Annotated in this window: 11 protein-coding genes; 3 read left to right on the top strand and 8 right to left on the bottom strand. The window is 58.8% G+C overall.

The features are described 5' to 3' along the window. Window positions 1–3: 3 nt before the first annotated feature. The 3 genes from PGS10_RS04375 to PGS10_RS04365 form a co-directional block, all read right to left on the bottom strand. Window positions 4–1,107, bottom strand: coding sequence for a PQQ-dependent sugar dehydrogenase (locus PGS10_RS04375; protein WP_289577073.1), 1,104 nt, complete (start codon window positions 1,105–1,107; stop codon window positions 4–6). Between the two features lie 104 nt (window positions 1,108–1,211). After that, the gene (gene bssR, locus PGS10_RS04370) at window positions 1,212–1,595 is read right to left on the bottom strand and encodes a biofilm formation regulator BssR (RefSeq protein WP_045364588.1); all 384 of its coding nucleotides are present in this window, start codon (window positions 1,593–1,595) and stop codon (window positions 1,212–1,214) included. A 136-nt stretch (window positions 1,596–1,731) separates the two neighbouring features. Next, complete coding sequence (locus PGS10_RS04365) at window positions 1,732–2,622, bottom strand: Kdo hydroxylase family protein (protein WP_045396376.1); 891 nt, start codon at window positions 2,620–2,622, stop codon at window positions 1,732–1,734. A gap of 237 nt (window positions 2,623–2,859) precedes the next feature. On the opposite strand from PGS10_RS04365, the gene rimO reads away from it, so the two are divergent. Then, on the top strand, window positions 2,860–4,185 hold the full coding sequence (gene rimO / locus PGS10_RS04360) for a 30S ribosomal protein S12 methylthiotransferase RimO (protein ID WP_047049075.1): 1,326 nt from the start codon (window positions 2,860–2,862) through the stop codon (window positions 4,183–4,185). 316 nt (window positions 4,186–4,501) lie between these two features. Here the strand turns inward: rimO and gsiD are convergent, their stop codons facing one another. From gsiD to iaaA, 5 genes are read right to left on the bottom strand one after another with little or no spacing between them, the layout of a single operon-like run. Continuing rightward, the gene (gsiD, locus tag PGS10_RS04355) at window positions 4,502–5,413 is read right to left on the bottom strand and encodes a glutathione ABC transporter permease GsiD (protein WP_047049077.1); all 912 of its coding nucleotides are present in this window, start codon (window positions 5,411–5,413) and stop codon (window positions 4,502–4,504) included. A gap of 1 nt (window position 5,414) precedes the next feature. Beyond that, entirely contained in the window at window positions 5,415–6,335 is a 921-nt protein-coding gene (gsiC, locus tag PGS10_RS04350) for a glutathione ABC transporter permease GsiC (RefSeq protein WP_020079290.1), read from the bottom strand. Window positions 6,336–6,381: 46 nt separating this feature from the next. Continuing rightward, window positions 6,382–7,923 (bottom strand): glutathione ABC transporter substrate-binding protein GsiB, encoded by a 1,542-nt coding sequence (gsiB, locus tag PGS10_RS04345; protein ID WP_316422481.1) that lies wholly within the window; start codon window positions 7,921–7,923, stop codon window positions 6,382–6,384. Window positions 7,924–7,956: 33 nt separating this feature from the next. Further along, on the bottom strand, window positions 7,957–9,810 hold the full coding sequence (gsiA, locus tag PGS10_RS04340) for a glutathione ABC transporter ATP-binding protein GsiA (protein WP_045395007.1): 1,854 nt from the start codon (window positions 9,808–9,810) through the stop codon (window positions 7,957–7,959). A gap of 14 nt (window positions 9,811–9,824) precedes the next feature. Beyond that, window positions 9,825–10,766, bottom strand: a complete 942-nt coding sequence (gene iaaA, locus PGS10_RS04335) for a beta-aspartyl-peptidase (RefSeq protein ID WP_316422480.1) — start codon at window positions 10,764–10,766, stop codon at window positions 9,825–9,827. 179 nt (window positions 10,767–10,945) lie between these two features. Between iaaA and moeA the strand changes: the two genes are divergently transcribed. After that, on the top strand, window positions 10,946–12,181 hold the full coding sequence (gene moeA / locus PGS10_RS04330; protein ID WP_289577085.1) for a molybdopterin molybdotransferase MoeA: 1,236 nt from the start codon (window positions 10,946–10,948) through the stop codon (window positions 12,179–12,181). Further along, on the top strand, window positions 12,181–12,936 hold the full coding sequence (gene moeB, locus PGS10_RS04325) for a molybdopterin-synthase adenylyltransferase MoeB (protein ID WP_289577087.1): 756 nt from the start codon (window positions 12,181–12,183) through the stop codon (window positions 12,934–12,936). The genes moeA and moeB overlap by 1 nt, the downstream gene beginning before the upstream one ends. Window positions 12,937–13,031: the final 95 nt, after the last annotated feature.

The raw sequence follows: 13,031 nt of genomic DNA, 5'->3' as shown, positions 1-13,031 counted from the left end.
GGCTCACTCCGGGCTGACCTTGAGCAGTTCACCGTCAGGCTCGTCGGTTAACAGGTACAGGTAACCGTCGGGCCCGACGCGCACATCACGAATGCGTTTGCCGCGATCTTTTAATAGCCGCGTCTCCTCGCTGAGAGTATTGCCGTCAACCGAGAGCACAATCAAAGATTCATCCTTCAGCGCGCCGATAAACAACTTATGTCGCCACTGCGGGAAAGTCGGCGCGTTGTAAAACGCCATGCCGCTCAGCGCCGGGGAAACGGGCCAGACATGCAGCGGCGCCTCGGTATTCGGCGCGCTCTTTCCTTTAGCTTCCGGGATAGGTTGGCCGCTATAGTTAATGCCGTGCGTCGCCAGCGGCCAGCCGTAGTTTTTCCCGGCCTGGGGAATATTGATCTCATCGCCGCCGCGCGGGCCGTGCTCGTTCAGCCACAGCGTATCGCTCCACGGATTCATCGCCATTCCCTGCGGGTTGCGAACACCGTAAGCCCAAATCTCCGGTCTGATGCCTGTACGGCCGACGAAAGGATTATCTTTGGGTATTGTCCCCTGGTCAGTCAGGCGCACGACTTTTCCCTGCAGTTTATCGAGATCCTGCGCCGTCGGGCGCTGATTGTTTTCACCTAAACCAATAAACAGATGCCCTTTGCCATCAAAGACCATCCGCCCGCCAAAATGATTGCCAGTGGAGAGCTTCGGCTGCTGGCGGAAAACGGTTTTAAAATCTTCCAGGGTTTGCAGGTCAGCGCTGAGGCGGCCGTACCCCACCGCGGTACCCGCTTTGCCGTCCTCGCCCGCTTCGGCATAGCTCAGCCATACCCGGCGCGACTGAGCAAAGTCCGGCGCCAGCACCACATCCAGCAGGCCGCCCTGACCGTTGGCCCACACCTTCGGCACGCCGCGAATGGGCGCCGATAATCCTTTATCGAGATGCCAGCGTTTAAGTTCGCCGCCGCGCAGGGTAATCAGCACGCCTTCATTGTCCGGCAGAAATGCCAGTGACCAGGGGTGGTCGAGGTTATCCTGCAGCACCTCAACGCGCGGGGCGGCCATCGCCGCCATGGGCAGCAGCACAGTCATGAGAGTTATTTTGAGATATCGGCGCATGGCGCACTCCTTTCGTCAGCATTGCTGATAAGGGTAGCCAGCGTGGCCAGCCAGGCAGGGATTTTTACATAAACTTTAACAGGGGGAGTCGCCTCCCCCTGGATTCAGGCGTGGGCAATTGGCGCGGATTTATTCAGAATGTGAATATTCATCGTCAATCCCGACAGACAGCGTTCTAGCTTCTCTACGTTAACGGCAATATAAGCCGGGCAATCATGATGCCCGCTCATCAGGCAAACCGCCGCCGAAGCGACGGACTCGCCGGCAAGGCGGAAGGCTTCCATCTCTTCCGGCGCGATGGCGTGCTGCAAACGCGGCGCGTGTACGCGCAGTTCATGGCATAGCTCAAACAAGTTATCACGCAGATGGTCATTTTCGCTGACTGACATATAGCCTTTCGCTTTACGAAGCTGGAGATAAGCCGCCAGATCGATATTGGCATTAATCAGCTTATTCAAAAGGTTAGTGTAACGTCTGTCAACGCTCATCACGGTCCTCCTCTGTCGTCCATTACCATAATCATAGTATGGTCATTTTTAGCGCGGAATTATGAGCAAGGTCAATAATTCCACAGCAATTAACATTATTTACAATGTTACAACTTCAGAGGCCACGCCGCGTTGCTCATCTCACCAGCGGCTGGTTCATCAACTTTTCCAGCACCTTCAGCGGTGAATACTGCGGATTATGCATCGCGCTCACCGGCAGTTGGAAAGTCTGTTCCAGCATAAACTGGCCGCCCATCGCCGCGTGCGGCGTTTGATCGGAAAAGCAGATCCAGGTACTCCCCGCGGCAAACTCTACCGCCTGCTGTACGCCGTGCTGTTGATATTCCGGCGTACTTTTCATTTTGTCGTGCAACGCCAGCATCAGATGATCGTAATGGCTACGTTTGCTTTTGGTGATCCCCACCGCCGACTGCAGCCAGCTGGCGAACGGCGACCACGGTTTCAGCGTCGGCAGGAAGCGCGCAGCGAGCGTTTCAAAATGTTCGCCGGTGCGCCACAAACGCGGCTCACCGTGCGGATTGATGTTGCAAAATACGCGCAGAATGCGATCGCCATAAACCGGGCGCGACGGGAAAGCGTCGACGTGCAGGCGGGTATCATCTTTACGCCACGAGGTCGTGTCGCGCCAGGCGGTTATCGGATGCAGCCGCAGGCTGGTTTGCGGGCGATAAAGCGCTTCGCGATATCCGGGCAGTAGCGCATCAATCAGGCGCAACGTGGATTGATAGTAACGTTCGGTCAGCTGCAGTACCGCCGGGGCTTTCGCCGCGTCCGCTACGCCTTTAATTTCACGCTTTTGCGGCTGGTAGCTAATGTTCTTACGCTTCGGCGATACTAAATCGGTATTGAGTAATTCGCGCTCTTCGGCAGTCAGCGAAAAATCCAGATTCGGTAAATAGAGGACGTTGCCCTCTTCCAGCGAATGCTGAATTGACGATGGCTGCGGCGGAATATCCAGATGGGTAAAGGGTAATGTCGTGAGGGCCAGCGGACTGCTCGTGGTCATTGTTATGCTCCTTGCCGCATGGGTTTTATCAGTTTTGGCTCCGGCCATCGGCAAGGTTAACAGAATGTTATTAAACGTAAGGTCAATGTAAATGAGATAATGGTTTTGAATACCATGGCCGAGTTTTTTTGCCGTAAAGCTTTTTCATCATTCATCGCCCCCTGGCTATACTCTTTTTCGCAAAGATCTGTAGAATTCCTGCCCTGACCATTCCAATAAATGAACATTTTTTAAGCTATGAGCAATGTCACGCACCAGCCGAAAATCGGCTTCGTCTCCCTGGGCTGCCCGAAAAACCTGGTAGACTCAGAACGTATCCTCACCGAACTGCGTACCGAAGGGTATGACGTGGTTCCCAGCTACGACAACGCCGATATGGTTATCGTCAACACCTGCGGCTTTATCGACAGCGCCGTGCAGGAGTCGCTTGAAGCGATCGGCGAAGCCTTAAAAGAAAACGGCAAAGTGATCGTTACCGGCTGCCTCGGCGCGAAAGAAGATCAAATCCGCGAAGTGCATCCGAAGGTGCTGGAAATTACCGGTCCGCATAGCTACGAGCAGGTGCTGGAGCACGTTCACCACTATACGCCGAAGCCGAAGCATAACCCGTTCCTCAGCCTGGTGCCGGAACAGGGCGTCAAGCTGACGCCGCGCCACTACGCGTACTTGAAAATCTCGGAAGGCTGCAACCATCGCTGCACCTTCTGCATTATCCCGTCAATGCGCGGCGATCTGGTGAGCCGTCCGATTGGCGAAGTGCTGGCGGAAGCCAAACGCCTGGCGGACGCCGGGGTGAAAGAGCTGCTGGTCATTTCGCAGGACACCTCCGCCTATGGCGTTGATGTCAAGCACCGTACCGGTTTCCACAACGGCATGCCGGTGAAAACCAGTATGGTCAGCCTGTGTGAAGAGCTGGCGAAACTCGGCATTTGGGTGCGTCTGCACTACGTCTATCCGTACCCGCACGTTGACGATGTGATCCCGCTGATGGCGGAAGGCAAGATCCTGCCGTATCTCGACATTCCGCTGCAGCACGCCAGCCCGCGCATTCTGAAACTGATGAAGCGCCCGGGTTCCGCAGACCGTCAGCTGGCGCGTATTAAACAGTGGCGTGAGATCTGCCCGGATCTGACCCTGCGTTCCACCTTTATCGTCGGTTTCCCGGGCGAAACGGAAGAAGATTTCCAGATGCTGCTCGACTTCCTGAAAGAAGCTCGCCTCGATCGCGTGGGCTGCTTCAAGTACAGCCCGGTTGAAGGCGCCACCGCCAACGAACTGGCGGATCAGGTACCGGAAGAGGTGAAAGAAGAGCGCTGGAACCGCTTTATGCAGCTGCAACAGCAGATTTCCGCCGAGCGTCTGCAGGAAAAAGTGGGCCGCGAAATTATGGTGCTGGTCGATGAAGTCGATGAAGAAGGCGCGATTGGCCGCAGCATGGCCGATGCCCCGGAAATCGACGGCGCGGTCTATCTGAACGGTGAAACCAACGTTAAACCGGGCGACGTACTGCGGGTGAAAGTCGAGCACGCCGACGAATACGACCTGTGGGGTACCCGGGTCTAATCCCGCTTCCCGGATAGCGGCTTGCGCCTTATCCGGGCTACCTACCGCTCAAACCCGTAGCCCTGCCAGGCGTAGCGCAGGCTGGGATAACCCGGATAGCGGCTTGCGCCTTATCCGGGCTACCAAACCGCTCAGACCTGTAGCCCTGCCAGGCGTAGCGCAGGCTGGGATAACCCGGATAGCGGCTTGCGCCTTATCCGGGCTACCAAACCGCTCAAACCCGTAGCCCTGCCAAGCGTAGCGCAGGCTGGGATAATCCGGATAGCGGCTTGCGCCTTATCCGGATTACCAACTTTGCTACCGCCGTACTTGTCTCCTACCCCTTTATCTTCGGATCCAACGCATCGCGCAGGCCGTCGCCCAATAGATTAAACGCCAGCACCGTCAGGAAAATAGCGATTGCCGGGAATAACGCCACATGCGGCGCCATCACCATATCCGCGCGCGCTTCATTCAGCATCGCCCCCCATTCCGGCGTCGGCGGCTGCGCGCCAAGGCCGAGGAACGACAGGCTGGCGGCGGAGATAATCGACACGCCGATGCGCATGGTAAAATAGACCACGATCGACGACACCGTACCGGGCAAAATATGGTTGAACAGAATAGTCGTGTCGCTGGCGCCAATACTGCGCGCCGACTCAATAAACGTCTGCTGCTTCAGCACCAGCGTATTGCCGCGCACCAGGCGGGCGAACGCCGGAATTGAGAATATCGCCACCGCGATAATCACGTTGGCCATCCCGCTGCCCATCACCGCCACCACCGCAATCGCCAACAGAATGCCGGGGAAGGCAAACAGCACGTCGCAGATGCGCATGGTGATGCGGTCCCACCAGCCTTCGTAGTACCCGGCCAGCAGGCCGAGCACGGTGCCAATCAGCGCGCCAATCAGCACCGCCAGTACCCCGGCGGCCAGCGAAATCTGCGCGCCGACCAGCACCCGGCTGAAAATATCGCGCCCCAGCGAATCGACGCCGAACCAGTGCACCATTGATGGCCCTTCGTTCAGGCGGTCGTAATCGAAATAGTTTTCCGCGTCATACGGCGCTATCCACGGCGCGATAATCGCGACGACAATCAGCAGCAACACAAATATCCCCGCCGTCATCGCCACCGGCTGGTGACGAAAACGCCGCCAGAACTCATGCCACGGCGTGCGGATCTGTCCGGGCTTAACGCCCGGCATGGCGTTGATAACCGCTTCCCTTCTCCAGTTGAGCAATCGCACCTTACTTGTACCTGATAGCCGGGTTAATGGCGGCATACAACACGTCCACCACTAAGTTGATAAGAATGAACTCCAGCGAAAATAGCAGCACTTCCGCTTGAATCACCGGGTAGTCGCGCATCTCCACGGAATCGACCAGCAGTCGCCCAAGCCCCGGCCAGTTGAAGACCTTCTCCACCACAATGGAGCCGCCGAGCAGAAAACCGAACTGCAGACCCATCATGGTCACTACCGGGATCATCGCGTTGCGCAGACCATGCTTCAACACCACCAGCGTTTCGCTCACCCCTTTAGCCCGCGCGGTACGCATGTAATCCTCATGCAGCACGTCAACGAACGACGCGCGGGTAAAGCGCGCCATCACCGATGCCACCGCGGCGCCAAGGGTCAACGACGGCAGAATATAGTGCCGCCAGCTGTCGGCGCCGACCGTCGGCAGCCAGCCCAGCTCAACGGAAAAGACCTGCATCAGCAGCATGCCGAGAGCGAACGCCGGGAAGGAGATACCGGTTACCGCCAGCGCCATCCCCAGCCGATCCGGCCAGCGATTGCGCCACACCGCCGCGGCGATGCCCGCCGCCATGCCGAACAGCACCGCCCAGCTCATGCTGGCAAGCGTCAGCCACAGCGTCGGCATGAAGCGGCTGGCGATTTCGCTGGTCACCGGGCGGCGCGAAGCCATCGAGATACCGAAATCACCCTGCAATACATTGGTGATGTAGTGCCAGAACTGCACGTGCAACGGCTGATCGAGCCCCAGCTGTTGGCGTACCATCGCCACCACCTGCGCATCGGCTTCCGGCCCGGCGATCAGCCGCGCCGGATCGCCCGGCAGCATATGCACAAACAGGAATACCAGCACGGCGACGATAAACAGCGTCGGAATGAGCCCCAGCAGGCGCTTCAGAACGTAATTCAGCATCGTCCCCTCCCATTTCGGCAGAGGGAACGCGTGAGCATAAGCACTATCACTGCGTCAGATCCGCCTGCTCGAAGCTAAAACCGGTATCCGGCTGAATATAAAACCCGGTCAGGTTTTTGCTATGCGCCGACACCAGCTTTTCCACCACCAGCGGCACCCACGGCGACTCTTTCCAGATAATGTCCTGCGCATCTTTATAGAGTTTGGTCTTCTGTTGCGCATCGGTCGTTTTCAGCGCCTCGCTCAGGTCTTTATCGACCTGCGGATTGCTGTAAAACGCGGTGTTAAACAGGGTCGGCGGCCAGTTTTGTGAGGCGAAAAGCGGCGACAGCGCCCAGTCGGCTTCGCCAGTCGACGCTGACCAGCCGGTGTAGAACATCCGCACCCCGCTCTCTTTCTGCCCCTTGCCTTCAACCTGCGCCGCACGCTGTCCGGCATCCATCGCCGTCACCTGCGCTTTAATACCCACCTGCGCCAGCTGCTGCTGGGTAAACTGCAGTACCTTCTGCGCGGTGCTGTGATTATGCGATGACCACAGCGTGGTGCTGAAGCCGTTAGGGAAACCGGCTTCTTTCAGCAACTGACGGGCTTTCGCCGGGTCGTAAGGCCATGCGGTGTAAGTCTGAGCGTAGGCAATAGAAGGCGGCACGACGCCGGTCGCCGGGGTGGCGTATCCGGCAAACGCGACCTTAACCAGCGCCTGACGGTTAATCGCATAGTTAATGGCTTCCCGCACCTTCGGATTATCGAACGGCTTCTGCGTTACGTTCATGCTGATATAGCGCTGCATAATCGACGGGCTGGCCACCAGCTCCAGCTTGCTGTTTTTCGCCAGCAGCGGCGCCTGCTCGTAAGGGATCGGGAAGGCGAACTGCGCCTCGCCGGTCTGCAGCATCGCCGCACGGGTGTTATTATCGACTACCGGGCGCCAGGTAATGGAATCCAGCTTCGGCAGCCCCGGCTGCCAGTAACCGTCAAACTTGCTGACCTTGACGAAATCGGTCTGATTCCAGGTGTCGAGCTTATACGGCCCGGTACCTACCGGGTGGAAGCCAATCTCCTTGCCATATTTTTTCAGCGCCGCTGGCGAAATCATCGCCGTCGCCGGATGGGCAAGGATATTGATAAACGCCGAGAACGGTTGTTTGAGCGTGATTTTGACCGTCGTCGGATCCACCGCCTCGGTGCTGGCGATATTCTTGTACAGGTTATAGCGTTTGAGATGGTTATCCGGATTGCTGGCGCGGTCGAGATTCGCTTTCACCGCCTCGGCGTTAAAATCGGTGCCATCCTGGAATTTCACCCCGCTGTGCAGCTTGATGGTATACACCAGCCCATCCGCCGAAACGGTATAACTTTCCGCCAGCACGTTTTGCAGCTTCATCTCTTTATCAAGGCCGAACAGGCCTTGATAAAACGACTTCGCCACCGCCTGCGATAAGGTATCGTTCGCGTCATAGGGATCGAGGGTCGTGAAGTTGGAACCGACTGCCACTACCACATCTTTCGCGGCGAAGGCCGGCGTCGCCGCCAGCGCCGAGGTGATGCCAAGCGCCAGTAGCCATTTGCGTGTAACAGGTTGAGTCATGTTGTTATGCTCCTGCAAGAGTGCGTTAGGTTGTTATCGGCTCAGTACATCGGCGGGCTCGCGGGCGACATAATGTCCCGGCGCTACCAGCTGTAACGGCGCGCTGTCGATTTCTTCTCCCGGTTTATAGATATTCCCCGGCAACTCGTCAGAGAGCAATACGCGCTGCGGTTGACGATGCGCCGGGTCGGCGACCGGCACCGCCGCCATCAGTTTACGGGTGTAAGGATGCTGCGGGTTCTCAAACACGGCGCGACGCGGGCCAATCTCCACAATCCGCCCGCGATACATCACCGCTACGCGGTGGCTGATGCGCTCCACCACCGCCATGTCATGGGAAATAAACAGAAATGCGATGCCCATTTCACGCTGTAAATCGAGCAGCAGATTAATAATCTGCGCGCGAATCGACACGTCCAGCGCCGACACCGACTCATCGGCGATCACCACTTTCGGATTGAGCGCCAGCGCACGGGCGATACAGATACGCTGCCGCTGGCCGCCGGAAAACTCATGCGGATAACGCCACGCGTGTTCCGCCTCCAGCCCCACGCGCTGCAACAGCCAGCCGACGCGTTCGCGAGCCGCGTCTCCCTCCAGCAGACCATGCACGCGCAGTGGCTCCATAATGGAATACCCGACCGTCTGCCGCGGATCGAGCGAGGCGTAAGGATCCTGAAAAATAAACTGAATATCGCGGCGCAGCGTCTGCAGTTTGCCGCCGGACAGCGCATCAATACGCTGGCCGTTAAAGGTGATGCTGCCGCCCTGCGCTTCCACCAGCCGCAGCAGCGCCCGCCCGGTAGTCGATTTACCGCAGCCTGATTCGCCGACCAGCGACAGCGTTTCGCCCGGCCACAGATCGAAACTCACTTTTTCCACCGCGTGTACTTCGCGGGTGACGCGGTTGAGAATACCGCCGCGGATCGGGAAACGCGCGACCAAATCGCGCACCTGTAAAATCGGTTTGCCGGCGACCACGGTATTCTGTTCCGGCTGCTGGGTCACACCGTCGTTGAGCAGCGGGAAGCGCCGCGGTAAATCGCTGCCGCGCATTGAGCCGAGCTTCGGCACCGCCGCCAGTAGCGCCCGGGTATAAGGGTGCTGCGGGGCGCGAAAAATATCGTCGACGCGCCCGCTTTCTACGGCTTCGCCGCGATACATCACCAGCACGCGATCGGCGATCTCCGCCACCACGCCCATATCGTGAGTGATAAACATCACCCCCATTGCCATCTCTTTTTGCAGCGCGGCGATAAGCTGTAGGATCTGCGCCTGAATCGTGACGTCCAGCGCGGTGGTGGGTTCATCGGCAATCAGTACCGCCGGGCGACACGATAACGCCATGGCGATCATCACCCGCTGGCGCATGCCGCCGGAAAGCTGATGCGGATAGCGTGAAAGCATCGCTGCCGCTTCCGGAATGCGCACCCGCTCGAGCATCTTTTTGGCTTCCCGCAGCGCCTCGTCACGCCGTAGCCCCTGATGGAGACGGATAGATTCGGCAATCTGTTCGCCGATGGTGAATACCGGGTTCAGCGAGGTCATCGGCTCCTGAAAAATCATCGCCACGTCCGCGCCGCGAACCTGACGCATCTGCCCCGCCGTTTGTGCATTAATATCAATCACCTGACGGTTGCGTCGACGTAGCAGCAACGCCTCGCTGCTGACCTCGCTGACCGCCTCGTCGAGCAGGCGCATCAGCGCCAGGGCGGTCACTGATTTTCCGGAACCGGACTCGCCGACGATAGCCAGCGTTTCGCCGCGGCGAAGGCTGAACGATAGGTTACGCACCGCGGAAACGCGCTGCCGCTGCTGGCTAAAGGCGACGTTAAGATCGCGTACCACCAGCACATCGTCTTCATCAATTTCATGACTTTGCGGCAAGCTCGCTTCTCCTTTTATTCGCGATAAATTCCAATCGTCGGCGTATCGCCCGCATAACACCACGCCCGGTACATACCTTCGCTATTGAAAGGCAGCACGACATTCCCCTCGCGGTCCACGGCGATAAGGCCCCCGCTGCCGCCCAGCGCCGGCAGTTTTTCCTGCACCACCCGCTCGCAGGCCTCAAACAGGCTGAGGTTGCCGTACTCCATCAACGCTGAAATGTCGTAAGCGGCGAGTGTGCGCATGAAGACTTCGCCGGTGCCGGTGCAGGAGACCGCGACGCTGGCGTTATTGGCGTAGCAGCCCGCGCCCGGCAGAGGGCTGTCGCCGACGCGACCGGGCAGTTTATTGGTCATTCCGCCGGTGGAGGTCGCCGCCGCCAGATTACCGGCCAGGTCCAGCGCCACCGCGCCAACGGTCCCCATTTTGTGGCGTTCGTCAAGCGGCGCGGCATGGTGGTCGAGAATAATCTCGCCGCCCTCTTTCGCCTGCTGCAACTGCAGAAGCCGCTCGGTGGTAGAAAATAACTCGTTTTCAACCAGCGCCATCCCGCGCGAGGCGGCAAACTTTTCCGCCCCTTCGCCGATAAGCAGCACGTGCGGACTTTCTTCCAGCACCATACGCGCCGCCAGCACCGGGTTACGCAGATGCTTTACGCCCGCGACCGCGCCAGCCTGCAGGCTATAGCCATCCATCACGCAGGCATCCAGTTCGTGCGTTTGATCGTGGGTAAACACGGAACCTATTCCAGCGTTAAATAGCGGGCACTCTTCCAGCAGACGTACCGCTTCGGTCACCGCATCCAGTGCGCTGGCACCTGCTGCCAGCATTTTTTGTCCGCTATCGACGATGACCGACAGCGCGGCTACATACTCGCGTTCGCGCTCCGGCGACATCTGCGCTCGGCTAATTGCGCCGGCGCCGCCGTGGATTGCTATTACCGCCTTACCCATTCGATCTTTCCTTTGCCATAAACTCTATAGATATCATTATACTGACTAACCTTTTATACATTTTTTGAATATAGAAAGAGCATCCGGTGATGTAAAGCCTCGTACCGCAGTGGCATACAGTCGCCGGCGCTTTTCTGCCATAATAGGCGTTTTCGACGTTTTGCCAGCAGGAGTAACCCATGGATTTTACCGCCGGACTGATGCCGCTCGACACAGCCCTGACTCAGATGCTCGACCGTATTTCGCCGCTGCAGGCCACGGAGACCCTGCCGCTGCTGCAGGCCTTTTCGCGCGTGACCGCCCATGATGTCGTTTCGCCGCTGGACGTACCCGGTTTTGATAATTCGGCGATGGACGGCTATGCCGTGCGCCTGGCCGATGTCGCCGACGGCGCGGCGCTGCCGGTTGCCGGTAAGGCCTTTGCCGGCCAACCGTTCCACGATACCTGGCCGGCGGGCACCTGTATCCGCATCATGACCGGCGCGCCGGTGCCTGAAGGCTGCGACGCCGTGGTTATGCAGGAAGAAACGGAACAAAGCGATGCGGGCGTGCGCTTCATCGCGCCGGTGAAAGCCGGGCAAAATATACGCCGTCGCGGCGAAGATATCGCCAACGGCGCGGTAGTATTCCCGGCAGGGACTCGTCTTACCGTTGCGGAACTGCCGGTGCTGGCGTCGCTGGGCATAGCTGAAGTTGAGGTGCTGCGTAAAGTGCGCGTCGCGGTCTTCTCGACCGGCGATGAGCTCCAGCTGCCAGGCCAACCGCTCGGCGACGGCCAGATCTATGATACCAACCGCCTGGCGGTACATTTGATGCTCGAACAGCTGGGCTGCGAGGTGATCAACCTCGGTATTATTCCTGACGATCCGGCGAAGCTGCGCGACGCCTTTATCGCCGCCGACCAGCAGGCAGATGTAGTGATCAGTTCCGGCGGCGTCTCCGTGGGCGAAGCCGATTACACCAAAACCATCCTCGAAGAACTGGGCGAGATCGGCTTCTGGAAGCTGGCGATTAAGCCGGGTAAACCGTTCGCCTTCGGCAAGCTCAGCAACAGCTGGTTCTGCGGCCTGCCGGGCAACCCGGTTTCCGCCACCTTAACCTTCTATCAACTGGTTCAGCCGCTGCTGGCCAAGCTCTCCGGCAACCGCGGCCAAACCCAGCCGATGCGTCTGCGCGTGCGCGCCGCCAGCCGGTTGAAAAAATCGCCGGGCCGCCTCGACTTCCAGCGCGGCGTGCTGCAGCGCAATCCGGAAGGCGAACTGGTGGTGAGCACCACCGGGCATCAGGGTTCGCACATTTTCAGCTCATTCAGCCTCGGTAACTGCTTTATCGTACTGGAGCGCGAACGCGGCAACGTCGAAGCGGGCGAGTGGGTCGAAGTCGAGCCCTTTAATCATCTGTTTGGGGGGCTGTAATGGCCGTTGAGCTGAGCGACGAGGAGATGCTGCGCTATAACCGGCAGATCGTGCTGCGGGGGTTTGATTTCGACGGTCAGGAGCAGCTAAAAGCCGCTCGCGTACTGGTCGTCGGCCTCGGCGGGCTCGGCTGCGCCGCCGCTCAATATCTGGCGGCGGCCGGGGTGGGTCAGCTCACGCTCGTCGATTTCGATACCGTTTCGTTATCCAATCTACAACGCCAGACGCTGCACAGCGACGCGACCATCGGCCAGCCGAAGGTCGATTCCGCCCGCGATGCGCTGGCGCGCATTAACCCGCACGTTCGGCTGGTCGCCATCAATGCAATGCTGGATGACGCGGCGCTGGCAACGCAGATTGCCGATCACCATCTGGTACTGGACTGTACCGACAACGTTGCTATTCGCAATCAGCTTAACGCCGGCTGCTTCCAGCACAAAACCCCGCTGGTCTCCGGCGCGGCGATTCGTATGGAAGGGCAAATCAGCGTCTTTACCTATCAGGACGGCGAGCCATGCTATCGCTGCCTGAGCCGCCTGTTCGGCGAAAACGCCCTCACCTGCGTCGAAGCCGGGGTGATGGCGCCGCTGGTCGGCACTATCGGTTCGCTGCAGGCCATGGAGGCGATTAAACTGTTGACCGGTTACGGCACCCCCGCCAGGGGAAAAATCGTGATGTATGACGCGATGACCTGCCAGTTTCGCGAAATGAAGCTGATGCGCCACCCCCAGTGCGAGGTGTGTGGTTCACGCTAATTCCAGCCGCCGGCGAGGCAGGTCGCCGGTTATTTTGTGAACCACGCCGTTCTTTTTCTCCCCATCTCTACTACCCACTCTGATTGTTGATTTGC

The sequence above is a fragment of the Klebsiella sp. 141153 genome (assembly GCF_032601995.1).
Lineage (GTDB): Bacteria > Pseudomonadota > Gammaproteobacteria > Enterobacterales > Enterobacteriaceae > Klebsiella > Klebsiella aerogenes.
The sequence above is the reverse complement of the archived record's forward strand: the minus strand, read 5'-3'. Positions and strand labels throughout refer to the sequence as shown.